This is a genomic window from Ruminococcus sp. XPD3002 (assembly GCA_900119535.1).
Taxonomy (GTDB): domain Bacteria; phylum Bacillota; class Clostridia; order Oscillospirales; family Ruminococcaceae; genus Ruminococcus; species Ruminococcus flavefaciens_H.
Map to the genome: position 1 here is coordinate 208331 of FPJT01000001.1, position 24395 is coordinate 232725.

Sequence of the window (24395 nt, forward strand, 5' to 3'; positions counted from 1 at the left end):
GTTTAATGCAGTGGGGACGGTCTTATTGATCGTGATATTATTTCCCTGCGGAGTATGTCTCTTCAAGCCAGACTATCATTGAATCGAAGCCTTCCTGTGAGCGCTCAAACTCCTTTTCGTTCTCTATTTCAGCCTTCATGGAGCATAATCTGCCGTGCCACGTAAGGCATTTGAGAGTTTCGCCTGTGATTACCTTGTAGGAAAAATCATCACGGCTTCCAGAATAGTCGTTTCCGCTGTCAAAGTAGTAGAATTTAGGGATATCGAATATTTTGGATACGCTTGTGTCAGCCAATTTCACCGCTCCTTTCAAAGAACTCCACAGCTTCATCGAGACTGTTGTAAACTGCGTTTATATAGGGCATTATCTCCTCATCGGGAGGAGTCATATCGGGGATCATGATAGTTTTGCAGCCTGCGCTGTGAGCTGAACGTATACCGTTCGGAGAGTCCTCAAAAGCGGCGCACTCTTCGGCAGGCAGACCGAGTTCTCTTGCGGCAGTCAGATATATTTCGGGATCGGGCTTGCCGACTGTGACCATATCGCCGCAGATCACCGCATCAAAGCGTTCCGCAGCACCTATCATGCCGAGGTATTTCAGTGTGCGTTCACGGGGAGTTGCAGTAGCAACAGCGATCTTTCTGCCTGTACTCTGAAGGTAGTCAAGTAGCTGAAAGAGTCCCTTTTTTACGTCGAAGCCGTGCTCTGAGATATACTCGTTCATAAGTTCTGTGCGGTGCTCCCTGACTTCTTCCGTAGGAAATTCCTCACCGAAGAAGCCTTTCAGCTTGGGAATGGAGTATTTTCTTGCCAGACTGCGGATAGCGTAAACGTGTTCGGGCTTCATATCGTAGCCGAAGTCCTTTGCGGACTGTATCCAGAACCTGAGATAGAGCTTTTCGGTGTCTATCATAAGACCGTCCATGTCGAATATTGCGCCTTTTAACATTCTTAGACTCCTTTATATAGCTGTCATAAAAAGGGACGCCGAGAACGGCGTCCCGAGATCGTTTATCGCAGTGAAGGGACGTTTCCGCCCGTCCATAAGCTTACCAGTTTATCATCCAGCTGTACATGCCCTCGTACTGACGTGCGGAGCTGTTCCACGAGAAGTCTGCTTCCATGCTTCTCTTGACCATTTTATCCCACTGGTCACGGTGGTTGTAGTAGATATGCTTGGAGTAGTTGATAACGCCGAGCATCTCGTCACCGTTGAAGTTAGCGAATGAGAAGCCTGTACCTGTTCCGTCGAACTCGTTGTAAGGCTGGACGGTATCCTTAAGACCGCCTGTTTCGCGGACTATAGGAAGAGTACCGTAGCGGAGCGAAATAAGCTGAGTAAGACCGCATGGCTCAAAGAGCGAAGGCATGAGCATAGCATCAGCCGCAGCATAGAGCTTGTGTGCAAGGTCGTCGGAATAGAGGATATTAGCGGAAACTCTGTCGGGGTATTTCCACTGATAGTGCTTGAACATATTCTCATAGCGCTGGTCGCCTGTACCGATTATCACAAGCTGAGTATTCTCGTCGCAGATACGTTCGATAGCGTAGTTGACCAGATCGAGTCCCTTCTGATCGGTAAGGCGTGAGATCATAGCGATCATATACTTATCCTTATCCACGGGAAGTCCGAGCTGTTCCTGGAGTTTTTCCTTGTTTACAGCCTTTTTAGCCTTTGCTGTAGCAGGTCCGTATTCAGCGAAGATCTTCTGATCGTTTGCAGGATCGAAGATATTATAGTCGATACCGTTGAGGATGCCTCTCAGTGAAGCTGAACGTGCACGAAGGAGACCATCAAGCTGTTCGCCGTAGAACGGGTATTTTATCTCCTCTGCGTAGGTCTCTGAAACTGTAGTGATATAGTCGGCATAAACCAGACCGCCCTTGAGCATATTTGCACCCTGATGGAATTCGAGCTTGTCTGAAGTGAACATATAATCAGGAAGTGCGGTATTGTATTTGAAGGTATCTATATCCCATACGCCCTGGAACTTAAGGTTATGGATAGTCATTATGGTCTTTGTCGAGCTGAAGAATGGATTTGTAGCGAAAGTTGAGTGCAGGAAAACGGGGATAAGTGCGGACTGCCAGTCATGGCAGTGGATAATGTCGGGACGGAACCCGATAACGGGAAGTATAGCGAGAACTGCCTTGCAGAAGAAGGTGAATCTCTCTATATCCCATTTTATATCGTTGGAATATGGAGTGTCGCACTTGAAATAGAACTCGTTATCCACGAAGTAGAACTTTATACCGTTGTATTCGTATTCCATTATACCAACATGAACACCTTCGCTGCGCAGACCGTAGTCCATATAGAAATGAGTAACATACTTGAACCGGTCGCGGTATTCTTTTGGGATACATGTATAATACGGCATTATAACTCTGACATCGAATTCATCTTTGTTTATATATTGCGGAAGAGCGCCTGTAACGTCTGCCAGACCGCCTGTTTTGATGAACGGGACACATTCTGAAGCAGCGAATAAGATATTTTTCATATTGATAACTCCTTTAAGAAAGATTACTGCGGCAGCAGCTTTCATAAATATATTATATACCAAAATACAACATTAGTCAATAGAAAAGTATAATTGTTGCACAAATCATACTAATATTCTGTCGGTTATTTTGTCGATTGAATATACTCTTGGGAAAATAGCCTGCGGAATGCAGATGTACTCTTCTTTTATTCGATCACAAGACCTATCGGACAGTGGTCGCTGCCTAATATATCGGTGTAGATCAGCGAATCCTTAACACGCTCCATAAGTCTTTCCGAAACCACGAAATAGTCTATACGCCAGCCGATGTTCTTTTCTCTTGCCTTGAAGCGATAGGACCACCATGAGTATTCCACCCTTTCGGGGTAGAGTGTGCGGAATGAATCGGCAAAGCCTGCCCCGAGAAGTTCAGTGAACTTGCCTCGTTCCTCGTCCGAGAAACCTGCGTTTCCGACGTTGGATTTAGGGTTCTTAAGGTCTATCTCGTTGTGAGCGACATTAAGGTCTCCGCAGTATATGACAGGCTTTTTCTTGTCGAGTTCTGAAAGATAGCTTCGCATATCGTCCTCGAACTCCATACGGTAGTCGATACGTTTCAGCTCATTCTGAGCGTTAGGTACATAGCAGCACACGAAATAGAAGTCCTCATATTCGCAGGTTATTACACGTCCCTCGTTGGTGTGAGTACCGTGTATTCCGAACTCAACGCTTATGGGTTCGGTTTTTGTGAATACCGCAGTGCCCGAATAGCCTTTTTTCTCGGCACTGTGGAAATAGCGGAAATAGCCTTCGGGAGCAAAATCCGCCTGATCTGGCTGCATTTTAGTTTCCTGTATACAGAATATATCGGCATCTGCCTGAGCGAAAAAGTCGCCGAATCCCTTTGTTAGACAAGCGCGGAATCCGTTGACGTTCCATGAGATAAGTTTCATAACATTCTCCTTTAGTCAGGGTATGGGATTGGTAAGGCTGAACTTGTAACAGCCCGGGAGTCATCATTTTTTATGATAAACTTTAATACATATATTGTAACTCATTTTGCATTATTTGTCTATTAATAATCTGTTAACAATTTTAAAAACTGCCTGTAAATAGCCGAAAATTAATTTTTATCGTCAATTATGGTGAATAATAATGCGTGAAATAATGAAAGTTTAGTGAAATCGTAAAAATCCCTTGACAATTCAATGATTATATTTTATAATATTCTTGTAGCCGATTTGCAGAGTGCAATTATGGCAAGTTCGCTGCCGCACCTGTTGTCTCGGTATACATATTGCTGTGAGGGGTTCACAGCTGTATGCATTATTTTTTCAATACATGACAGGAGGATTTAAAAATGGGTGTATTTGGAAGACTTATCGATTTACTGAAGTCAAATGTTAACGATCTTATCGACAGGGCAGAAGATCCTGAGAAGATGGTCAAGCAGATCATCATCGATATGCAGAAGGAACTGAACGATAATACTCAGAAATACGGCAAGGCTAAGGCAAGCGAGCGTCTTGCTCAGAAGAAGTATGAAGAGGCTCAGAAGGTTTCCGCAAACTGGGAGAACAAGGCTAAGGCTGCACTTTCTCAGGGCAATCAGGAAATGGCTAAAGAGGCTCTCGCTCGTAAGGTAAAGGCTGACGAGGACGTTGCTAACTATAAGGAAATGTACGATTCTATCGCAGATCAGACCGAGGCTATCGGCAATCAGGTAGAAGTTCTCAAGACAAAGCTCGACGAGGCTAAGGCTAAGCAGGCTATGCTCATCGCTCGTTCACAGGCAGCTGATACAAAGAAGCAGCTTGCTAAGAGCGTTGGCGGTATCGATACAGCAAGTGCTATGGAGAAGTTTGACCGTATGGAAGAGAAGGTTCAGCGCAAGGAAGCTGAGGCTGACGCTTTCACAGAGATCGCAGGATCAGGTCAGGACTTAGAGCTTCAGGACTCATTCCAGAAGATCGAGAGCGATGCTAAGGTAGATGCAGAGCTCCAGAGACTTATGGCTGAAATGGGCCAGACTCCTGCAGGCGGTAACGAAGTTGAAGCTGATATAGCTGACGAACAATAATAAATAAAGCGAAGGTAATTTTATGAGCAGCAAAAAAAATGAGATCACTCCCAATAAGGTTCTTGATATGTTCCTTCCGATAGTGGGTGCTGTGTTCATAGCAGTAAGCGCTATTCTCTATATTCTGTATAAGAGTTGGAGCAATAAGGTTTACTTTGAAAAATGGAAGGACTATGAGGACTGCGGAGTATAATGCAAAATTACAAAGCCGACGGGTAAAACCGTCGGCTTTTTTGCTGTATACATGTAAATTAAAAGGGAGACCATAAGGTCTCCCATATTTTTATATCAGTCGCTTACGTAAGGAAGCAGAGCGATCTGTCTTGCCTTCTTGATAGCGCTTGTGAGCTCACGCTGATGGAAAGCGCAAGTACCTGTAACGCGTCTTGGCAGGATCTTAGCTCTCTCAGTCATGCACTTTCTGAGCTTAGCGAGGTCCTTATAATCAATTCTCTCGATTCTGTCAGCACAGAACATGCAAACCTTCTTGCGAGGCTTCTTCGCAGGACGTGGATTTCTTTCCTTTTCCATGACATTTCCTCCTATTCATATAAAGTAAAGTTTTTCCGATCAGAACGGAACATCGCCGTCACTGAGTATCTCTTCAAAATCACTCAGGTTGCCGTAAGACATACTGTCATTATTTGGTGCGGGCTGCTGAGGAGCTGCCTGCTGTGGAGGAGCCTGGAAGTTATTCTGGGGAGCGCCGTAGTTATTGTTCTGATAACCGCCGCCGTTACCGTTTCCGCCGTCATTTTTACCGCCCACGAACTCTACATTATCGACCATAACGTCCATAGTATAGTGAGTTACATCGGGATGATTCCTGTCCTGATAGTTGTTATTTCTGAGTGAACCCTCAATAGCGATGAGTTTACCCTTGTTGAAATAACGTGAAACGAACTCAGCAGTCTGTCTCCATGCGATACATGTGATAAAATCAGCCTGTCTTTCACCGGTGTTCTTATCAGCGAATCTTCTGTCCACTGCAACGGTGAATCTGCAAGAAGCAACGCCGCTCTGAGTCTGTCTCAGTTCGGGATCAGCAGTAAGTCTGCCGACTAAAATAACCTTATTCATCTGACCGCCTCCTAAATAATGAAGTAGAATTATTCAACAACTGTTACGAGTGAACGAAGAACGCCGTCTGCAATGTTGAGACGTCTTGAAAGCTCAGCAGGATAATCAGGCTTAGACTCGAATGTGTAGATCACGTAGTAGCCCTCTGTCTCGTCTTCTATAGGATATGCAAGCTTGCGCTTACCCCAATCCTCGTTGACCTCAACAGCTTCAGCGTGACGCTCGATTCTCTCCTTGAACTTCTCAACGAGAGCCTTCATGGGTTCTTCACCGTTCTTGAGGCTGAAAACAACCATTACTTCATACTTAGCGGATACCTTTGCCATTATGCACACCTCCTTCTGGATTTCGCCCGACAACCAACTGTGGGCAAGGATAATATGTACCGCACAACACGATACTTGAATATTATATCATGCCTGTCTGAAAAAGTCAAGCATTTTTTTATTTGTCCGCAAGATTTTTCTTGCGTTTCTTTTTTCTTGTTATACCGATAATAGCCGGGATGAAGAGTGCGAAAGTTCCGCCTCCTGCAACAGCAGCTGTTTTTACGAACTGCTCATCGCCTTTTCGCTCGGTGTACTTGATTTCGCTTCCGTCTCCGAGTATTTCAAGGAAAGCCTTGCCCTCGCTGTTGAATACGAGAAGCTTTGCATTTTCCGCACCATTGCTGCGAACTATCCTTACGTCCCTGCCGCCGAGGGATACATTTTCCCATTTTTTCAGCGGTCCGTTCTCGGATGCAGCTCTGTTGATGGTGATGACAGTCCTGTCGTCGGAACCCTGTTTCAGCCTGATATCATCCTTGCCGTCGGGGATGAAGATGAACTTGTCACTGCCTGCAAACCGCATGGTTGTGTTTATAGTGCCGCGTTTTTCGGTGTCTGTTATATCACCGTCTCCGCTTATGCTTATAAGGAGCGAGTCTGTCTCGGCGCAGGAGAGAAAACTGCTGCTTTTTCCCGATTCAGCGAAGTCCATATAGCTTTGCAGGAGACTTTCGCCATCGAGACCGTTCACGGTATATGAATGACCGTACTGCGAGAACAATTCAGCCTTATCAAATGGCTGAGAGTCCTTTGGGGGAGTCAGGTCCTGAGAGCTGTGGAGATTGTGGATGCCTGCGTACTGAACAGAGCGCTTGTCGGAAAGAACGCCGTAGTATACGGCTTTTGCAGGTGAAAACGTGTAGGTGCAGACCTGTCTGTTCTCCTCGGAGAAATCGGCTGCCACAAGGTTCACGGCAGCACCGCCTGTACCTGCACCTGCGGCAATAAGTCCCCATTCTCCGCCGCCGTGTGAGGAAATGTAATTTTCCGCGGTATGCTTCATGTCCTTATAGAGCGCATATGGAGTTTTAAACACTCGCCTGTAGTCATCGTCTGCGGTCTCCGTATCATCGGGGATGTTTTCGCCGCTGTCCGCAGATATCAGCATGAGGTACTTTCTTCCGCCGTATTCAAGAGTACCGAGTATGTACTTCTGTTCGTCCACTGAAAACACCTCGAAGCTGTCACGGACTCCGCCTATATCGACGCAGGACTGCACTCCGAATACCGTATCCTCGGAAGCGTCTGTAATTAGCTTGGCAAGGGTGTACATCATGCTGTCGGAGTATAACTCGGGGTGGTCGAGGTCGGTGATGCAGAAGTCGTCAGGATCGATTTCGGTCTCGGCAGCGGTTATGTACCTGTCAGGGTGATGACCTGCCCAGTCAAAGAGACTTTTGTATTCGTAGCTGTCGAAGAAACGTTTCTGACCTACTACAGAGGCGTTAGCATAGGTCAGCTTTGCATTGAAAATATCCGCACCTGTTATGAGCTGTCCCGGGATATCGGTAACAATATCGCTTCTGTTTATGATGTTTATGATGTTGCTGCAATCATTCTTTGTCAGCTCTCCCGAGGCGGTTGTCGGACTTGCATAGGTGTAAACGTAAATATCGTCCTGAGCTGTCTTGCCGAGGGAGAATTCGTCGCTGTCGAGGTACGCTCCGAAGAGGTTTGCGCCTGCCGCACCGAGACTGTGTCCCGTTACGAGTATCTTGAGTTTATCTTCTTCGGCGGCTTTTGTGATATCAGGATTGTTTCTGATGTACGCATCCAGACCTTTTACGGCCTTGTTGCTGAAATCCGCAAAGCCCGAACCCGCCATTCCGCCGAGGTATGATGCGGCAAAAGCGGACATGAGGTCCTTGCTGACGTCTGTATCGTTTGTATCGTCCGTACCTCTGAAGGTGATAGCCATAAGTGTAGTATCGCCGAGCTTTTTGCTTACGATTGAGAATGCAAGGGAGTCATCAGCCATGCCTTCAGTCTTGTAGGGATCGTTTTTCTTGTGGGAGCTGTAGCTGAAAAAAGCAGTCTTATCCTCGGGAAAACCCAGTGCCTTGTAGGCATCCGAAATAAACGTGCCTTTTCCGCGGGTATCGGCAGTATCGTAAGCGGAACAGGCAAATGCCAGAGCGAGCATACCTATATCGTGATGATAGACCGAGCTGTCCTGCAGAAACATTTTCTCATCGAGCTCAACATCCATGACTATGCGGTCGGTAGTGGTTATCTGTGCCGTTACAGGCTCATCGGCCTTTGCTGGTATGTTTGCGGCGGCAAAGGATGCAGTCAGAACGACCGAACTCGCCGCAGAGATGTATTTTTTTAATGCCATCAGCTTTCCTCCCTTATTGTTGTTTGTATCATCCTTTTTCATTATACCATATAAGCGAAGCGATATGATATAATTGCCCGATATGCAGGGCGTTCCCTCTTTCAAAACAGTCCACCGGACTGTTTTGAAATTCACCCTTTGCGGGGCGCTTGATGTAATGTGGGACGCTGTCCCACACCCTGCCAAAGGCTCTGCCTTTGGAATCCGCTAAAGGGATGGTATCCCTTTAGAATCCCCGAAAAATGACTTCAGGCTTTTTTTACAATCTCAATATAATGAATGCTATACATTCATTATATCATACCATATATATATGTGCAATTCAATCAGGAAAAAGAAAAAAATAATTTTATAAGGCGTTAGCTGAGGGTAACAAATTGTTATACAGCCATAACATCGGAGTATAATTATATAGTGTTTGTTGACGCAAACTATTATTTTACGGAGTTGGTCACATTGGAAAATATATGCGGATCGGAAACAGGATACGTAAGAGGATATGTCTCCGGAATCCGTGCCGGAAATGAAGTAATCAGCGGTATTTCCGTGGCTTTTGCGGAGTATGATACAGATAAGAAAGTCGGGGCCAAAAGCGGCGTACTGTCGGTAGATCACTGCCGTGAGGGAAGCCTTGATATAATATGCGGTGACCGTACATACCGTCTGTCCGCAGGTGATATATGTGTTAGTATATGCTTAGAGAAACGGTATGAGATAAGCCCTCAGAGCGGAAAATACAGCGGTGCGGCACTTCTCATCGATCCCGAAAAAGCTCCGCGGAACCTTTCATCTGTGATAGAGGATATAAACGTCAGCACCTCGGAACTGACAGAACGTTTCTCCGAACCGCTGATTCTCCGCAGGTCGAATACCGCAGAGCGCATATTTACCGAGCTTTACAGCATCCCCGAGGGAATAAGGACTGCATTTACCAAAATAAAGGTGATAGAGCTGCTCCTTTATCTTTCCTGCATAGACACAAAACCCGAAAATACTGCAGGATGTACCCGTTCGCAGATAAGGCTTGCTGAACAGGTATCGCAGTACATATGCGAAAACACAGGCAGCAGGATGACTATAGCCGAACTTTCCGAGCTTTTCGGAGTTTCGCCCACACAGCTGAAAAACAGCTTCCGTGCAGTCTATGGTTCATCAGTATATTCATTTGTCCGCAAGCAGAAAATGCTCTCAGCCGCAAAGCTGCTGAAAGAGACGGACAGAAGTATACTTGATATTGCAGGCGAGTGCGGATACGATAACGGAAGCAAGTTCTCAAAGGCGTTCAGCAGCGTGATAGGAACTACTCCGAGCAGATACAGGCGTGAAAATTTTTTTACAGGTGAAATGTCAGATAATTACTTGAATCATAGTAAAGGAACGGCAGATAATACTCTTGCGGCAGATGCCGCAAAAAATGAGTAAAGGCAGTTGTTGCCCATGAGATACACTGCTTTAGCAGCAGGACTGCTTGCTGCTGCCGTAATACCAAACGGTGCAGTATATGCAGCGGATACGACAGTTAAAGGCTACGGTCAGGGCGTTGAGACAGATAGTCTGAACCGTCCTGTGGGAGCGACCGAATTCACCGACAGATACCGTGAACTCGGGGCAGTTGCGTTGTCCTCGGATGCGGACAGAGTGATACTGACCTTCGATCAGGGTTACGAGAACGGCTATACCGAAAAGATACTTGATACCCTCAAAGAAAAGAACGTGAAGGCGATATTCTTCCTTACAGGCGATTATGCAAAAAAGGAAGAGTCCCTTGTCAGACGTATGATAAATGAGGGACATATCCTCGGAAACCACGGAATGAAGCATGCAAGTCTTCCTAAACTTTCGGACAGCGAAGCGGAAGATGAAATAATGTCGCTTCATAACTACGTCCTCAACAACTACGGTTACGAGATGCAGTATTTTCGGCCTCCCTGCGGAGAATACTCGGAACATGCCCTTGAAACGGTACAGAAATGCGGATACAAAACGGTATTCTGGAGCTTTGCCTATGTGGACTGGAAGACCGATCAGCAGCCTTCCCCCGATGAGGCAAGGAAAAAGCTCTCGGATTCAGCGCACGGCGGAGAGATACTCCTTCTGCACTCTGTATCAGCTACAAATGCGGAGATACTGGGAGATGTCATAGACGATCTCCGTGCAAAGGGTTTCAGGGTATAGGACGCTTTTTAACGGATAATACCGCAGCTTGACTACAGCGATCATAAGCCATAGTATTTCTGATGTGATATCGGGAGTGCTATGGCTTTTTGCTGATATATCGACATATAAACTGTGCCCCGAAGCGTTAAAAGGCGTTTCGGGGCTTTGTGCGGTGCTTCCTATATGTTTTTTCTGTACAGTTCGGGAACAAAATCATAGTAGAGCGAGTGTATCTGCTCTGTTATCTCTTCAAATTCATCTTTTCTGAAATCCTTATCCGAACATATCACTTCAAGTTCAACATCATCGTAGTACAGATACCATCCTGTTGAGACCATTCCGTTATTGAGGTAAAAGTTTCTGCGGCGAATGCGGTTTTCCGGGTTATCACATTCCTCGTGTATCGACTCGATCTCAATAACGATCTGTTTATCACCGTAATAGTCCTTCAGGAGGTTGAATGTTCTGCTGCCGTAACCTTTGCAGCGGTGTTCGGGCGCTATTGCAAAATAGCCAAGATAAGCAAGCGATTTATATCTTCTGACGGAGAAAAAACCGATAAGTTTATCCATATGATAGATGCCTAATATATCAAGGTCGCCTTTATCGGATGCAAACAGATCATCGATAGAAGTAATCTGCTCTTCTGCAAAAGCGGTTTCGTTGATCCTGTCAAGTATTTCTTTGTCAGGGGAGTCCTTGCTCATTTTTCTGAGGGACATATCGCTGGTAAGCGACAATTTCAACAGCGGTACCCATTCATCTTCGATGAACCGTTCACCTGTCAGCTTGAATCCGTTTCTTTTATAAAATGCGATGCCGCGCTTGTTGTACTCCAATGCCCATAACCATGTGATCTTCAGTTCTTTTACGGCATATCCGAGCAATGCCGCACCGATACCGCAGCTCTGAAACTGCGGCTCGACATATAGTTTCACGAGTTCATCGCCGTTGACAAGAATCATGCCTTTTACTACTCCGTCATCATAAACATAGGTGTTCTTAAGAGCGTCTGCATCGAAATCCTTTGCAACGTCGAACACATTCAGCTCTGAAAAATAAAATGATTCGTTATGAAAGAATTGAAAAAAATTCATTCTGTAGTTTACCACGATCATTTCTGCGATTCGTGACAAATCGTTTTCTGTTGCTTTTCGTATCATATCCTTTTTCATCTCCTGTACATCGTTTAATCGTTGAAACAATTATATCATAGTGTCAAATCACTGTCAACAAATGAGGTAAGTTCTGCTTTGTATGCATTATAGTGATGTGAATCGTCACAATTATGGAGCTTATAGTGCATATCAGCCTGATATCAACATGGAGAATGTTACAAATAAATTTCTTATATGGGTATATAATATATTGACTTTGTAAAATTATCATGATATAATTTAATTGCTGAATTATAGAAGTTTGCCTGTATCTGCGCTTTTTTGCGGATAAGGCAGCGGACCGTGAGGAACGGTTCGGGGAAAATAACAGGAGGAATAAAAATGAGTCTGAAAAAAATGATAAGCGGACTTGCTTCGGCTGCACTTGCAGTCACTGCTTTTGCAGGTGCTTCAATTGCTCCGACGAATGTGGAGATAACGGCTGAGGCAGCAACGGTCACAGACTGGAAGTTCGATTTCGGAGGCGGCGGTACCGCAGGAGGCTACACAGGCGTTTCGGCTTCGGACGGCTATAACGCAGGAAGAGGCTACGGCTTTGCGCAGACATATAACATGTCAAACGTTGGAGCTTCAGGCGGCGGAGCACTGAGCGATGCAGTACAGTTCAAGGATACGGGCAAGGGGAATACCTTCAATGTGGACCTTCCCAACGGACTGTATCAGGTAACGGTGATACTCGGAAATACGAACCGTACAAGCGTAAGAGCAGAGGGAATGCTCCAGCTCATAAACCTTACGGGCAACAACTGCTCCGAGACCTTCCAGATACCGATAACTGACGGTCAGCTCAATATACAGGCGGTTCCCGGAAAAGACGGCTATGCCTACACAATGAGCGCTCTGGAGATAAAGCAGATATCCTCTGATGCAACAATGAAGCCGACTATCTGGCTCTGCGGTGATTCTACCGTATGCAACTACTATAACACTGCCGATACTGCTCAGCACGGCTGGGGACAGTTCCTCAAAGACTACCTCAGTGATAAGAAGTATGAAGTAAGGAACATGGCAGCAAGCGGTCAGTACGCAAAGGGATTTGTCGATGCAGGACAGTTCGATGCGATAGAATACTACGGCAAGCCCGGCGATATATACATAATTTCCATAGGTATCAACGATATCAACTACTCCAATGCCACAGAATATAACAATGTAGTTACCGATATGGTAAAACGTGCAAAGGCAAAGGGAATGGAGGTTATCCTTGTAAAGCAGCAGGGACGCCGAGGCGATTTCCAGCGCAGTTCAAAGCTTCCGGGACGCTGGTTCGGCGGTGAGCTCGACAGTATCGGTGCCGCACAGAATGTAAAGGTGCTGGACCTGTTCAACAAGTGGCAGGATTTCGGCTTCTCGGTCGGATATGAAGGAATGGCTTCATACTATGCTATACAGGCAAACGGTGATAATGACGACCTTCATCAGAGCATGAAGGGTGCCAAGAAAATAGCGGAGATAATGGCTTCTATGCTGGAGCTTGGCTCATCCTCCTCACAGCCTGCAACAGAACCTCCTCAGCAGCAGTTCATAGCTCCCGAGGCAGGCGTCAGCTACATGATAAAAAACGTCAACAGCGGACTTTATATGGACGTTGCGGACGGAAAGGCTGAAGAAGGCACGAACGTACAGCAGTGGGGAGCTTCAGGTCCCTCTGCAAACAATACATGGACATTCAAACAGGCAGTAGGCGAGTACTACTGGGTATACTCGAATGTAGGAGACGGAGCTACCTATATGCTTGATGTTACGGACGGAAGCAAGGACAATGGCACAAATATTGCTATCCGTACCTCCAATGGCTACAGTTCACAGTATTTCAAGCTCCTTGACAACGGTGACGGTACGGTAACTATGCTTACACGCGCTTCAAGGGATGCAAGTGCAGTCGAGATAATCAATGCGCTTACAGATAACGGCGCAAATGTGCAGCAGTGGGAGGTAAACGGTCACAATTGCCAGAAATGGATACTTGAAAAGACCGATTACGGTTCAGCACCTGTTATCGTGCCAACTGAAGCGCCCACCGAAGCACCTACCGAGCCGCCGACACAGGCTCAGCCAAAGCAGCGCAGAGTAGTCGGAGACGCAAACGAGGACGGAGATGTAGGACTTCCTGATGCTCTTGCTATCCTCCAGTATATAGCTAACGCAAAAAAATACAGTCTTACTGAGCAGGGCATAATAAACGGCGATATTTTCAGCGACGGTCTCACCGCAGCTGATGCCCTGTACATACAGCAGGTAGATGCAGGAATACGTGAACTGCCTGTGGAAGAGGATATCCCCGCACCCACAGAGCCTGCAACAGAACCGCCTCAGGAACCTTCCGAGAAGATGTATCTTGCGATAGATCAGCAGTGGGACAGCGGTATGACCGAGACCACCAATGAAGGATACACCGACCAGAGAGGCTATCTTAATCTTGATAATGCACTTGGTTCAAGCGTGATATTCAGCGTAGATGCTCCTACAGAGGGCAACTACATGACTCATATCCGCTTTGCCAACGGTTCAGCAAACGACAGAAGCATGAAGGTCATTGTAAACGGTGATACCAATGCTTACTGGATGCAGCCGTTCCCTTCCACAAGTGCGTGGACACAGTGGAACGAGTTCGGAATAGTTCTTCCTCTTAAGGCAGGAAATAACAGCATAAAGTTCGAGTCTGCAACATCCGAGGGCGGACCTAACCTGGATTATATCACACTCAATCTGACCGATGAGCCTTACGCTGAGATATATCAGCCTTCACAGGAACCTGCAACACCTGTTTCGGATAAGCCTGTTGTTTATCTTGCAGGTGACTCTACGGTACAGACCTACGGTGAGAGATACAAGCCTCAGCAGGGTTGGGGATACTATCTCGGTAATTACTTCACTGATAATGTAAGCGTTTCTAATCAGTCCATGGCAGGTCGAAGCTCCAGAAAGTTCTATGAGGAAGGCAGATGGAAGACTATCGCAGATAGCCTCAAGAGCGGCGACTTTGTAATGATACAGTTTGCTATCAATGATGCAGGTGCGAACAATGCTGACAGATATGCTCCTACATGCGGAAATGTCGATAATCCTTCAAGCGGTTCATACGAGTGGTATATGACGCAGTATATCAAGGAGACCAAGGAAAAAGGTGCAACTCCGATACTTGTAACGACTACACTCGGAATGAAGGCTTATTCAAACGGCAGATTTGTTAACAGCTACACCAACTACATTGATGCCTGCAAGGGACTTTCGAGAAAATACAACGTTCCTTGTATCGACCTCAACACTCTTATGGTGAACCACTATAATGCTGTAGGTTATGATACAGCTAAGTCATATCACCTTATGGGTGCAGTTTCGGGTTCAACTGACGGAACTCACTTCTGTGAAAAGGGTGCAGATATCATAGCAGGTATCGTTGCCAAGGACGTTAAGGATCAGGGCATAACAGGACTTGCACAGTACGTGAAATAAACATCGTTTCGGGGGAAACCTTTCTGAGGAAAGGCTTCTCCCGATTTTTTTCGGTTTTTCTGCCTGCTTATCAATATGAAGCAAGGCAGTTTTTTAATATATTTATCCGACTTTTCCTATGGTGAAAATATACAAATTTCATAGTTAGAAGTTGCTAACAAAAATAGGTTTTCAACAAAGTTGTCCGACGTTCGTTTTTATCAATTGACATGCGGTCACTTCTGATATATAATGAGTTTAGTTAGAAAAATCTAACGATTTATAGACCATTTATTTGCGGTATAAGGAGGAAAATATGATGCCGTTATCGTTTGCTGAGATCGGAAGCGAGCTTACGATCATAAAAGTCGGAGGAACTCCGGAAGTGAAGAAACACCTTGAGAATCTTGGCTTCGTTGCAGGCGGTAAGGTCCGTGTAGTTAATACTGTGGACGGCAACCTGATCGTCAATGTCAAAGAAGCAAGAGTCGCTATAAGCCGTGAAATGGCGCAGAAGATCATGGTGTGAGGAGGAGAAAAGAATGAATCTGAAGGAAGTTAAGATCGGAGATACTGTTACTGTAGTCAAGCTTAACGGCGAAGGCGCAGTAAAACGCCGCATTATGGATATGGGTATCACCAAGGGCGTTAATGTAACTGTAAGAAAGGTCGCTCCGCTTGGAGATCCTATCGAAGTAACTGTCAGAGGCTATGAACTTTCGATACGAAAGGAAGATGCCGAGAAAATAACTGTAAAATAGTTTGTTGGTATTAACACAATTTAATAGCAGCCTGAAAGTGAGGAAATGTTCAAATGAGTATGAGGATAGCTCTCGCAGGTAACCCTAACTGCGGTAAAACAACTCTCTTCAATTCACTCACGGGTTCAAACCAGTTCGTAGGTAACTGGCCCGGAGTTACTGTAGAGAAAAAAGAGGGTAAACTTAAGAAGCATGATGATGTTATCATCACCGACCTTCCCGGTATCTATTCGCTTTCACCGTACACCCTTGAAGAGGTAGTTGCAAGAAATTACCTTATCGGTGAACGTCCCGATGCGATACTTAATATAATCGACGGTACAAACCTTGAAAGAAACCTCTATCTTACAACACAGCTTACAGAACTTGGCATACCAATGGTAATTGCTGTCAACATGATGGACGTTGTAAAGAAGAACGGAGATAAGATCAATATTTCCGAGCTTTCAAAGTCTCTCGGCTGCAAGATAGTAGAGATATCGGCTCTTAAGGGTGACGGTATAACAGAAGCTGCCGAGGCTGCAATAGCTGCTGCAAAGGACGGCAAGACCGTTCCGAAGCACACATTCTCGGGACCTGTTGAGCATACTATCGCTCACATCGAGGAAGCAGCAGTACACGATATGCCTGAGGAGCAGCAGAGATGGTATGCAGTAAAGCTCTTCGAGCGTGATGAAAAGGTGCTTGAACAGCTTAATATCTCCGCAGATGTCAAGAAGCATATCGAGGAAGATATCGCTGCTGTTGAAAAAGAAATGGACGACGATGCAGAGTCCATTATCACAAACGAGCGCTATGAGTACATAACAAAGCTCATCAAGGGAAGCTACAAGAAGAAAAGTGCCGGTAAGCTCTCCCTTTCGGATAAGATAGACAAGGTAGTTACTAACCGCTGGCTCGGACTTCCGATATTCGCCCTTATCATGATCGTTGTATACTTAATCTCGGTTACAACAGTCGGCGGATGGGCCACAGACTGGGCTAATGACGGACTCTTCGGAGACGGTTTCCACCTGTTCGGCATGAGCGGAGATTATGATGACGAGGTCGACAAGTGGGCAAATGAATTCGTGTTCACAGATGATGTAAAGGCAATAGTTGACGCTGCTGCTGCCGACTCCGACATCAAGGGTGCAGAAAAGCTTCAGGGCGCTGTCGAGGACGCTGACTTCGGCGCATTCGAGGAAGCTTACGGCAGCTACGTTGACGAGTTCTACAAGAACGAGGAAAACGGCGGCGCAGTTTACGATATAGACGCTGCTCTCGGTGAGGCACTCGACGAGGAAGGTGAGTTCACAGCTCCCGATCCTGCTGATTATGGCACATGGGTACCGGGCGTTCCTGTTGTTGCTGAAAAGGGACTGGATGCTATAGGATGCGGCGACTGGCTCAAGAGCCTTATCCTTGACGGTATCGTAGCAGGTGTCGGTGCAGTTCTCGGATTCGTACCGCAGATGCTCGTGCTCTTCATATTCCTTGCATTCCTTGAATCATGCGGATACATGGCAAGAGTTGCATTCATTATGGACCGTATCTTCCGCAGATTCGGACTTTCAGGTAAATCCTTCATCCCGATCCTCATCGGTACAGGATGCGGCGTTCCCGGTATCATGGCTTCACGTACTATCGAGAACGAGCGCGACAGACGTATGACTATCATGACTACTACATTCATCCCATGCGGAGCCAAGCTCCCGATCATTGCCATGATCGCAATAGCACTTTTCGGCGGTGCATGGTGGGTAGGACCAAGCGCATACTTCCTTGGTATGGCAGCTATCATAGTATCAGGTATCATGCTCAAGAAGACAAAGATGTTCGCAGGAGATCCCGCTCCTTTCGTTATGGAGCTTCCTGCATACCATATGCCTACAGTAAGCAACATCCTCCGTTCAATGTGGGAGCGCGGATGGTCATTCATCAAGAAGGCAGGAACTATCATCCTTCTTTCATCCATCATCATCTGGTTCGGTTCAGCACACGGCTGGCCGGAGGGCGGTGCATTTGCATTCGATCCCGATATGGAGCTTGCTGATTCTATCCTCGGTCACATCGGTGACGCTGTAAAGTGGATATTCGCACCTCTTGGATTCGACGATGCTGCTGCTACAGTTGCTACATTTATGGGACTTGTTGCAAAGGAAGACGTTGTCGGAGTATTCGGCGTTCTCGACTTCGAGGGACTTTCAAAGCTCGCAGGCTACTCATTCCTCGCATTCAACCTCCTCTGCGCACCTTGCTTTGCAGCTATCGGTGCTATGAAGCGTGAGATGAACAGTCCTAAGTGGACTCTCTTCGCAGTAGGTTATCAGTGCGTATTCGCTTATGCAGTATCGCTCATAATCTATCAGTTAGGATGCCTGTTCACAGGAAACGTACACATTGTAGGACTTATCGTTGCATTAGCACTCATCGCATTCATGATCTATATGCTCGTTAAGCCATACAAGGAGGCTACAAAGCTTACACACAAGGTAAAAACAGCTTCATAAGCTTCCCGTTAAGGAGGGATAAGCAATGGGAAATATCATAGTTGCACTTATCCTTATTGCCATAGTCGGAGCAGTGATCTACGGCATGGTAAAAGACAAGCGTTCAGGAAAATCAGGATGCAGCCACGGCTGCGAGAACTGTGCGATGCATGGTCAGTGCCACAGCATCGGAACTGAAAAGAAGTAAAGAAAGCCGCAGGGGAGCATAAAGCTTCTCTGCGGTGATTTTTTTGAAAAAAATAACATTGTGCAAACAGGAAAAGTGTGATATAATAATGATATTGCTTCATCAATTAAAATAATTCGTTTTCGAGGTGAACTATGAAAAAACGCTATCTGATACCTGTTATAGTGCTGGTAATATCCGCTGTTCTTACGGTCACTGCAAGGCTTTGCCGTCCTTTTGCGGACTTCTATGCGAATAATATATTCCCCGTTATCTCAACGCCCTTTGCGTGGCTTTCGGGAAGGGTACCGTTTTCGGTTGGAGAGATAATGATAATATGCGGTATACTTCTTGTTGTTATCGGACTTCCGCTGCTGATAGTACTCCTTATAGTCCGAAAGAAAAAGCGGATGAGTACTTTGTGCGGAGCACTTACGGTATGCCTGTGGGTACTTGCGTACATAGGCGGTACCGAGACTCTCAACTGCTTCATGCTTTACGGCTGTACACGTTTTTCCGAGCGGTATTTCCCGCAGGGAGAGCATACCCGAAGCGAACTTGTGGAGCTTTACGGTATGCTCATCGATGAGACTAACGCACTCGCCATGCAGGTGCCGAGGGACAAGGATGACCGCTTTGAACTGACTATTGATCCCGAGACCGAATGTAAAAAGGCGATGCATAAGGCAGCGGAGTCCTATCCGCAGCTTTCGGGTTATTATCCTCCGCCGAAGCCGATAAAGTTCAGCTATTTCATGAGTCAGATGGACCTTCTCGGCATGTACATACCATTTTCGATGGAGTCCAATTACAATAACGATATGGTCAGGACTAATCTCCCTGATACCATTTGTCACGAGTACGCACACCTGAAAGGCTTCATACAGGAGGACGAGGCGAGCTTTGTAGCCTTTGCGGCGACTTTTCAGAGCGACGATCCGCAGGTAAGATACAGCGGATTCCTTGATGCACTGGCTTACGTCCGCAATCAGATAGTAAAGAACGATATAACAGAAGCCGAGGAATATACCGAGAAGATATCCGAACAGGTAAAGCGTGACTGGTACAGATTTCTGCCTGATACCTACTGGGAGGACAATAAGCAGAAGGAAGTGTTTGATACCGAGACCGTCAATACAGTATCGGAAGCGGCAGCAGATGCAAGTCTGAAAATGAACGGCGTAGAGGACGGCATAGAGAGTTACAGCCGCATGGTAAACCTGCTTCTGGACTATTTCTACCCGTCACAGAAGTGATAATGAAGCGATTTTTTTAGGGATGTTTATGCAGATATTTCAGGCGTATTATTGGGGCAAAAGTCTTTGGGGAACCCTTCCCTCAGAAAGGTTTTCCCCCGATAAATACATATAAAACTTTTTTGTATAAGTACAGTCCTTATGGCGAGTACTCATATAGAAGTTATGCCCCTGAGCATTTCAAAATGCTCAGGGGCATAGTACTTATTGTTACTAAGCTAAATCAGAATTTGCCGCTGAGCGAGCGACGGCGCATACCACGCTTCGCTCGTAAACTCGCTTACTCTCTTGCAGTGCCGTCAGTCTGCTTTCGCTCACTGTAATTATTCGCATAAATCAGAATTTAACTTTGAGATGATGAATCCATATTATCCTCATATTGTTCCATATGCAATTCTATCAGCAGAAGAACCACAAAAAGATTTTCCCAAATGAAGAATGTCTGAAACAAAGGAGTAAATCCGATAAAGTAGAATAAAACGAACATGATCGCATAGAAAATCGAGAACGCAGATACAGTTCTCCGTTTCCGTATTCTGGTGAAAATACAAGTCAGAATGAATGAGAGTGTTGTCAAAAGCATCAGAACGATCGCAAAGCTGTTATGCAGATTAATTGTCATAGCCGTCGGTGTATCACTGAATGTATTAAACGGAAAAAAAGCTGTCGCAAGTATACAGATCAAAATCAGCACATAAACTATTCTTTTTAGCAAGTTAATTTTTGTTTTCGTAATGTAATAAGCAAGCATCGGAACAAAGAGCGTCGCTATGATGAAATACAAAACAGAGGTCACCCGAAACATTCCGACATATGCTGAAAAAGATATGCCAAAATCATACTGATGAATTCCCAGTATCCAAGCACTTGAAACACAAATTATATTTGCCAGCAAAAATAATATTCCCGAGACAACAGGTATTATTTTCCTGAATCCGCTCATAAATGATTTCCTCCGCAAATTCCGATTTTTGTTAGTAGCAATTATAGCACAGTATTGAAGGTCTGTCAATAGAAACGCCATAGTACTTCTGACTTTGTATCAGAAATACTATGGCATAAAACTTCTATATCAGCGCTGCCTTTAAAAAACAGCTTTTTTGATAAGGGCAAGTTCTCTGAGGTCGATACAGTTATCGAATCCGTCCTCATCGATAACAGCGAGCATCTCATCGATCTCAGCCCAGCACACGTCCGAGACCTCTGATGACTGGAGTACAAGATCCTCGATATGGACCGTTCCCCTGTAGAGATATATCGAACGAAGCTCGTTGTCATTTATGTCTCCCTCGGAGTAGTGGCTTTCAAGAAGTCCTATATGTTCAAGCTCACTGCCGTGTATTTTCAGTCCGAGCTCCTCGGCGGTCTCTCTTACGGCTGCCTTTCTGAACTCGTCGCCCTGTGAAAGATGTCCTGCAGCCGATACATCATAGCAGTCGGGACTTATCTTCTTTTCATGCGATCTTTTCTGGAGAAGTACGAATATACCCTGATCCCTTCTGCGTATTATCCATACATGAACAGCAGGATGAAGGTCTCCGTCACGGTGTACAAGGCTTCTCGGCTTGCTTGTATCGGTGAGATGAGCGGTATCGTCTATCAGGTTGAGGAACTCGTCCTCGATTATCTCCATTTTTACGAATTTACTGTTCTTTTCGCACTCGCGGAACACTTCCGTTATCTCGTCTATAGTCTCGTTCGGAATGTCCTCATTGGATACATAGAGTCTGAACTTGCTCTCGCTGTCAACATTCATGAGCGCGCCTGCAAGCTCGTTTTTATCGGTCACAGCATTGCTGCCGAGCTTTTCTGCAAGTTCCGCATAAAGCTGCTTTTCCGAAGCGAAACGGTTAAGGTAAATTTCAACGTCTTCCATAATAACTCCCTGCCTGTCATATTATATGACCTGTAATTCTTTCAGCGTTAGTTATTATATACCTATTGAGCGAAAAAGTCAATGGTTTTGCGTAATTTCGGACAATTCCACAATTATTGACAAACCTCGTCACAAAAACGGTCAGAAAGCGCAACGATCACTCCTTGTGGTAGCCTACGGTCTTGACCTCCGCCGCAATATTGCCAAGGTCATCCTTTACCTGTATGCGGTAACAGCAGACTGTTCTGCCGTCCTTGACAAGAGTTGCTTCGGCAGTTAGTTTTCTGCCCTTTACAGCGCCTATGAAGGATATATCCGTACTCAGCGCAACTGTGCCCATATGCCTTACGTTTGATGCCACTGCAAAAGCAAAGTCCGCAAGTGTGAAGTGAACTCCTCCCATAACTCCGCCCATAGCGTTCATGTGGCGTTCGCTGAGTACGACACTGCATTTAGCGTAGTCTTCACCTATCTCGTCTATTACCATGCCGTTTTCTGTTGCGAAACGGTCTTTCCGGAATAATTCTCTTACTTCTTCAAGCTTCATTTTTATTGGTTCTCCTGTTCTTAACGCGTATGCTTTTTGCCCTTTTTGACCTCATACATAAGTTCGTCGGCTTTTTTGATGACTTTATAGAGAGTCATTCCCTCTTCTGCCCTGACGATTATACTTCCTATGCTTACGGCTATATCATATGGCTTTGATATTATCACGTTTATCTGGTCAAGCTTTGCTTCGATAAGTGACTTAAGTGCTTCGTCGTCGCCTTCTTCAACTCCCATGTCGAAGATAACGAATTCGTCTCCGCCGAACCTCGCACAAATACTGTTTTCATTGAGTTTACATTCATTTATTACGGAAGAAAGACGCTGTATCGCAAAATCTCCCTCATCGTGTCCGTAGTTGTCATTTATGAACTTAAGTCCGTCCATATCGATAAAGCTCATCATTATGCGGGTTTTGTTCTCGGCGCACTTGTTGAAAGCCTCATCAGCAAGCTTTATGAAGCCGTTGCGGTTATACAGTGCACTCAGCGGATCTATCACATAAAGTTTGTTCAGCTCGTCAACAGCAAGGTTTATATGATGTATCTTGCGGATATTCTCGATCGAATTGCTTATATTCATTGAAAAGCTGTGACACTGAAGGCTCTCTATCGGGAAATCACTGTTTGTGATTATGCAGTAGCCGAAACAGCGTTCACGGAAATGCAGAGGCAGGAAGTAGTTGATATTTCCGCCGTCCTCGTCCTCAACAGGAAACATATTGACGCTCATGAAGCGCTTGCGGAAAATGCGTATCCCCTTATCCCATATCAGCGGCACTGTCATGATATCCTCGTATGTCTTGCCGGAAGGCTTTATGTTGTATGTATCATGCCAGTTCTCGCTGAGGCAGAGCGTGAATCTCTCGCACTGAAGCTCGGGGACAAAGTCGCCGAGTGCTGAGAACAGTGCATCATCAGTCTCGGCATCTGCAAGCTTAGCCGTCAGTATATTCAGGCTGTGAGTATTCTCATAGTTGCTTTCCAGCTTCTTGTAGGTACGCTTCTTATAGTCCCGAAGGTCTCCGCTGTTTTCGGGAGAACATCCGCAGCTCTCGGTGAATACGGGAGAAGCTTCAAGGTCGATGCAGTGCTCTGTTTCCTTCCCTTCAAGAACATCAAGGATCATCCTGCAAGCCATACGTCCCGAATCGAAAAGCGGTCTCGCCACGGAGCTGAGTGCGGGACAGTAATTCTGTGCGTTGTAGGTATTGTCAAAGCCCGTAACTATAACGTCCTCGGGCACTCTGTATCCCAGACGTTCCAGCGCACTTAACGCCGTAAGTGCCATTGCGTCATTTGCACATATGAAGGCATCGGGCATCGGAAGTCCGGATGCAGAGAATTCCTCTATCGCACGTTTGCCGTCATGGGTACGGAATTCGCCGTAAAATATGCGCTCCTCATCTGCCTCTAAACCGTTCTCTGCAAGTACGCTCCTGAAGGCTTCAAGTCTGTCTCTTGCCTCGGGATTCTGCATAGGTCCCGAAATGTAATTTAGTACCCTTGCACCGTGATGCTGTATGACATGGCGGACTATTTCCTCCATTGCCCTGCGGTTGTTTATGCGTATATTGTAGAACTCCGGCTCGTCATCGCAGTCGAATACCACCGCAGGTATCCCTGCCCTTTTTACTCTTTTTGTAACGCGTTCTCTGACGCTCTGATCGTTTATCGTATTGGTAAGGAGTACAGCACCGTCAAAAACATCGAAATTCGCCACATTATAGATACTGTATTCTCCCGCATCAAAGCGCTTGCTGTCCAGCATACCGCCAAATGCCGAGAAATAAGATACATTTGTATTATTCTCTTTTACAAAGCTGTTTATTCCTCGTATTATATTATTCTGATATTCCTCGTCAAGTCCTGCTGCTATAACTGCAATATGCGGAACCCTGTCTTTTTCCATTGTCATCTCTCCTTCTTAATGGATCTCAATTGTTTCACGTACAAAAATATCCATTATGACCTATAATAAATATTATAACATCATTTCGCCAAAAATGAAAGAAGCGCTCATGACGAATAATTATTTTCGTCGCGTTGCACATCAAAGCAAGCATTTTGTTGTGCATAAAAACGAAACGTTCTTGCGGATATGTCCGGATATTTCCATTTTCACAAAAAATCGTTCACAGGGTATTTACTTTTTGAGTTATATGTGGTAAAATATATTCATGATTTTATTACTTTACAGCTTTTGTGCTTTTGC

At 45.6% G+C, this 24395-nt stretch carries 23 protein-coding genes; 10 read left to right on the forward strand and 13 right to left on the reverse strand.

The genetic code is table 11. The features are described 5' to 3' along the window. Window positions 1-37: 37 nt before the first annotated feature. The 4 genes from BT127_RS00825 to BT127_RS00840 all read right to left on the reverse strand — a co-directional run bounded on the left by BT127_RS00825 (window position 38) and on the right by BT127_RS00840 (window position 3440). Complete coding sequence (locus BT127_RS00825; protein ID WP_318257079.1) at window positions 38-295, reverse strand: hypothetical protein; 258 nt, start codon at window positions 293-295, stop codon at window positions 38-40. Then, on the reverse strand, window positions 288-950 hold the full coding sequence (locus tag BT127_RS00830; protein ID WP_075423128.1) for an HAD family hydrolase: 663 nt from the start codon (window positions 948-950) through the stop codon (window positions 288-290). The genes BT127_RS00825 and BT127_RS00830 overlap by 8 nt, the downstream gene beginning before the upstream one ends. A gap of 100 nt (window positions 951-1050) precedes the next feature. Continuing rightward, a complete protein-coding gene (gene glgA, locus BT127_RS00835) occupies window positions 1051-2505 on the reverse strand; it encodes a glycogen synthase GlgA (protein WP_075423129.1) in 1455 nt (484 codons plus the stop codon). Window positions 2506-2693: 188 nt separating this feature from the next. Beyond that, window positions 2694-3440, reverse strand: a complete 747-nt coding sequence (locus BT127_RS00840) for an exodeoxyribonuclease III (protein ID WP_075423130.1) — start codon at window positions 3438-3440, stop codon at window positions 2694-2696. Between the two features lie 407 nt (window positions 3441-3847). On the opposite strand from BT127_RS00840, the gene BT127_RS00845 reads away from it, so the two are divergent. Next, the gene (locus BT127_RS00845) at window positions 3848-4567 is read left to right on the forward strand and encodes a PspA/IM30 family protein (RefSeq protein WP_075423131.1); all 720 of its coding nucleotides are present in this window, start codon (window positions 3848-3850) and stop codon (window positions 4565-4567) included. Window positions 4568-4589: 22 nt separating this feature from the next. Then, a complete protein-coding gene (locus tag BT127_RS16620; RefSeq protein ID WP_173541092.1) occupies window positions 4590-4760 on the forward strand; it encodes a hypothetical protein in 171 nt (56 codons plus the stop codon). A gap of 95 nt (window positions 4761-4855) precedes the next feature. On the opposite strand, the gene rpsR is transcribed toward BT127_RS16620, so the two are convergent. From rpsR to BT127_RS00865, 4 genes are all read right to left on the reverse strand, one after another. Continuing rightward, entirely contained in the window at window positions 4856-5098 is a 243-nt protein-coding gene (rpsR, locus tag BT127_RS00850; RefSeq protein ID WP_075423132.1) for a 30S ribosomal protein S18, read from the reverse strand. A gap of 39 nt (window positions 5099-5137) precedes the next feature. Further along, window positions 5138-5647, reverse strand: coding sequence for a single-stranded DNA-binding protein (locus tag BT127_RS00855; RefSeq protein ID WP_075423133.1), 510 nt, complete (start codon window positions 5645-5647; stop codon window positions 5138-5140). 29 nt (window positions 5648-5676) lie between these two features. Further along, a complete protein-coding gene (gene rpsF / locus BT127_RS00860; RefSeq protein ID WP_075423134.1) occupies window positions 5677-5973 on the reverse strand; it encodes a 30S ribosomal protein S6 in 297 nt (98 codons plus the stop codon). A 118-nt stretch (window positions 5974-6091) separates the two neighbouring features. Further along, on the reverse strand, window positions 6092-8314 hold the full coding sequence (locus BT127_RS00865; RefSeq protein WP_175541891.1) for a lipase family protein: 2223 nt from the start codon (window positions 8312-8314) through the stop codon (window positions 6092-6094). Between the two features lie 456 nt (window positions 8315-8770). On the opposite strand from BT127_RS00865, the gene BT127_RS00870 reads away from it, so the two are divergent. Then, the gene (locus BT127_RS00870) at window positions 8771-9736 is read left to right on the forward strand and encodes a helix-turn-helix domain-containing protein (protein ID WP_075423136.1); all 966 of its coding nucleotides are present in this window, start codon (window positions 8771-8773) and stop codon (window positions 9734-9736) included. A gap of 15 nt (window positions 9737-9751) precedes the next feature. Beyond that, on the forward strand, window positions 9752-10489 hold the full coding sequence (locus tag BT127_RS00875) for a polysaccharide deacetylase family protein (protein WP_075423137.1): 738 nt from the start codon (window positions 9752-9754) through the stop codon (window positions 10487-10489). Window positions 10490-10650: 161 nt separating this feature from the next. On the opposite strand, the gene BT127_RS00880 is transcribed toward BT127_RS00875, so the two are convergent. Continuing rightward, window positions 10651-11634, reverse strand: coding sequence for a GNAT family N-acetyltransferase (locus BT127_RS00880; RefSeq protein ID WP_075423138.1), 984 nt, complete (start codon window positions 11632-11634; stop codon window positions 10651-10653). A gap of 336 nt (window positions 11635-11970) precedes the next feature. Between BT127_RS00880 and BT127_RS00885 the strand changes: the two genes are divergently transcribed. The 6 genes from BT127_RS00885 to BT127_RS00910 all read left to right on the forward strand — a co-directional run bounded on the left by BT127_RS00885 (window position 11971) and on the right by BT127_RS00910 (window position 19759). Continuing rightward, on the forward strand, window positions 11971-15105 hold the full coding sequence (locus tag BT127_RS00885) for an SGNH/GDSL hydrolase family protein (protein WP_075423139.1): 3135 nt from the start codon (window positions 11971-11973) through the stop codon (window positions 15103-15105). Window positions 15106-15400: 295 nt separating this feature from the next. Further along, the gene (locus tag BT127_RS00890) at window positions 15401-15613 is read left to right on the forward strand and encodes a FeoA family protein (protein WP_075423140.1); all 213 of its coding nucleotides are present in this window, start codon (window positions 15401-15403) and stop codon (window positions 15611-15613) included. A gap of 13 nt (window positions 15614-15626) precedes the next feature. Further along, window positions 15627-15845: a FeoA family protein gene (locus BT127_RS00895; RefSeq protein WP_075423141.1), complete on the forward strand. Its 219-nt coding sequence runs from the start codon at window positions 15627-15629 to the stop codon at window positions 15843-15845. A 53-nt stretch (window positions 15846-15898) separates the two neighbouring features. Continuing rightward, window positions 15899-18337, forward strand: a complete 2439-nt coding sequence (gene feoB, locus BT127_RS00900) for a ferrous iron transporter B (protein ID WP_075423142.1) — start codon at window positions 15899-15901, stop codon at window positions 18335-18337. A 25-nt stretch (window positions 18338-18362) separates the two neighbouring features. Further along, window positions 18363-18524 (forward strand): FeoB-associated Cys-rich membrane protein, encoded by a 162-nt coding sequence (locus BT127_RS00905; RefSeq protein ID WP_075423143.1) that lies wholly within the window; start codon window positions 18363-18365, stop codon window positions 18522-18524. 134 nt (window positions 18525-18658) lie between these two features. Next, entirely contained in the window at window positions 18659-19759 is a 1101-nt protein-coding gene (locus BT127_RS00910; RefSeq protein WP_075423144.1) for a DUF3810 domain-containing protein, read from the forward strand. Between the two features lie 343 nt (window positions 19760-20102). Here BT127_RS00910 and BT127_RS00915 read toward each other — a convergent pair whose 3' ends face one another. From BT127_RS00915 to BT127_RS00930, 4 genes are all read right to left on the reverse strand, one after another. Continuing rightward, window positions 20103-20702, reverse strand: a complete 600-nt coding sequence (locus BT127_RS00915) for a hypothetical protein (protein ID WP_075423145.1) — start codon at window positions 20700-20702, stop codon at window positions 20103-20105. Between the two features lie 141 nt (window positions 20703-20843). Beyond that, entirely contained in the window at window positions 20844-21635 is a 792-nt protein-coding gene (locus BT127_RS00920; RefSeq protein ID WP_075423146.1) for an NUDIX hydrolase, read from the reverse strand. Window positions 21636-21792: 157 nt separating this feature from the next. Further along, window positions 21793-22182, reverse strand: a complete 390-nt coding sequence (locus BT127_RS00925; RefSeq protein ID WP_075423147.1) for a PaaI family thioesterase — start codon at window positions 22180-22182, stop codon at window positions 21793-21795. A gap of 20 nt (window positions 22183-22202) precedes the next feature. Continuing rightward, on the reverse strand, window positions 22203-24092 hold the full coding sequence (locus BT127_RS00930) for a GGDEF domain-containing protein (protein WP_075423148.1): 1890 nt from the start codon (window positions 24090-24092) through the stop codon (window positions 22203-22205). Window positions 24093-24395 lie beyond the last annotated feature (303 nt).

Excerpts from the sequence above, each read along its gene's own strand:
- BT127_RS00830 (WP_075423128.1), bottom strand. The coding sequence starts at position 950 with ATGTTAAAAGGCGCAATATTCGACATGGACGGTCTTATGATAGACACC.
- glgA (WP_075423129.1), bottom strand. The coding sequence starts at position 2,505 with ATGAAAAATATCTTATTCGCTGCTTCAGAATGTGTCCCGTTCATCAAA.
- BT127_RS00840 (WP_075423130.1), bottom strand. The coding sequence starts at position 3,440 with ATGAAACTTATCTCATGGAACGTCAACGGATTCCGCGCTTGTCTAACA.
- BT127_RS00845 (WP_075423131.1), top strand. The coding sequence starts at position 3,848 with ATGGGTGTATTTGGAAGACTTATCGATTTACTGAAGTCAAATGTTAAC.
- BT127_RS16620 (WP_173541092.1), top strand. The coding sequence starts at position 4,590 with ATGAGCAGCAAAAAAAATGAGATCACTCCCAATAAGGTTCTTGATATG.
- rpsR (WP_075423132.1), bottom strand. The coding sequence starts at position 5,098 with ATGGAAAAGGAAAGAAATCCACGTCCTGCGAAGAAGCCTCGCAAGAAG.
- BT127_RS00855 (WP_075423133.1), bottom strand. The coding sequence starts at position 5,647 with ATGAATAAGGTTATTTTAGTCGGCAGACTTACTGCTGATCCCGAACTG.
- rpsF (WP_075423134.1), bottom strand. The coding sequence starts at position 5,973 with ATGGCAAAGGTATCCGCTAAGTATGAAGTAATGGTTGTTTTCAGCCTC.
- BT127_RS00865 (WP_175541891.1), bottom strand. The coding sequence starts at position 8,314 with ATGGCATTAAAAAAATACATCTCTGCGGCGAGTTCGGTCGTTCTGACT.
- BT127_RS00875 (WP_075423137.1), top strand. The coding sequence starts at position 9,752 with ATGAGATACACTGCTTTAGCAGCAGGACTGCTTGCTGCTGCCGTAATA.
- BT127_RS00880 (WP_075423138.1), bottom strand. The coding sequence starts at position 11,634 with ATGATACGAAAAGCAACAGAAAACGATTTGTCACGAATCGCAGAAATG.
- BT127_RS00885 (WP_075423139.1), top strand. The coding sequence starts at position 11,971 with ATGAGTCTGAAAAAAATGATAAGCGGACTTGCTTCGGCTGCACTTGCA.
- BT127_RS00890 (WP_075423140.1), top strand. The coding sequence starts at position 15,401 with ATGATGCCGTTATCGTTTGCTGAGATCGGAAGCGAGCTTACGATCATA.
- BT127_RS00895 (WP_075423141.1), top strand. The coding sequence starts at position 15,627 with ATGAATCTGAAGGAAGTTAAGATCGGAGATACTGTTACTGTAGTCAAG.
- feoB (WP_075423142.1), top strand. The coding sequence starts at position 15,899 with ATGAGTATGAGGATAGCTCTCGCAGGTAACCCTAACTGCGGTAAAACA.
- BT127_RS00905 (WP_075423143.1), top strand. The coding sequence starts at position 18,363 with ATGGGAAATATCATAGTTGCACTTATCCTTATTGCCATAGTCGGAGCA.
- BT127_RS00910 (WP_075423144.1), top strand. The coding sequence starts at position 18,659 with ATGAAAAAACGCTATCTGATACCTGTTATAGTGCTGGTAATATCCGCT.
- BT127_RS00915 (WP_075423145.1), bottom strand. The coding sequence starts at position 20,702 with ATGAGCGGATTCAGGAAAATAATACCTGTTGTCTCGGGAATATTATTT.
- BT127_RS00920 (WP_075423146.1), bottom strand. The coding sequence starts at position 21,635 with ATGGAAGACGTTGAAATTTACCTTAACCGTTTCGCTTCGGAAAAGCAG.
- BT127_RS00925 (WP_075423147.1), bottom strand. The coding sequence starts at position 22,182 with ATGAAGCTTGAAGAAGTAAGAGAATTATTCCGGAAAGACCGTTTCGCA.
- BT127_RS00930 (WP_075423148.1), bottom strand. The coding sequence starts at position 24,092 with ATGGAAAAAGACAGGGTTCCGCATATTGCAGTTATAGCAGCAGGACTT.